General features: G+C 68.6%; 1 protein-coding gene. It reads left to right on the forward strand.

Translation table 11 applies throughout. The features are described from left to right. The coding region (locus SB764_RS42420) for a LysR substrate-binding domain-containing protein (protein WP_410867096.1) at positions 1–255 on the forward strand (255 nt) is incomplete at both ends.

The following is a 255-nucleotide window of genomic DNA, read 5'->3' on the forward strand; positions in this document are numbered from 1 at the left end:
CGAGAATTTCGGCCCGGCCCTGATCCGCCTCGCCGCAGAGCGCGCCCCCGGCGTCCGGCTGCGCTTCCTGCCAAAGCAGGACAAGGACAGCGCCTCCCTGCGCGATGGCGAGGCCGATCTTGAAACCGGCGTCATCGGCGAGACGACCGGCCCGGAAATCCGCGCCCAGGCATTGTTTCACGATCGCTTCATCGGCGTCGTCAGGGCGGATCACCCGCTTGCGAAAGGTGCGATGACCGCCCCCCGCTATGCCGG

This window comes from Paraburkholderia sp. SIMBA_027, assembly GCF_046535315.1.
Classification (GTDB): domain Bacteria; phylum Pseudomonadota; class Gammaproteobacteria; order Burkholderiales; family Burkholderiaceae; genus Paraburkholderia; species Paraburkholderia tropica.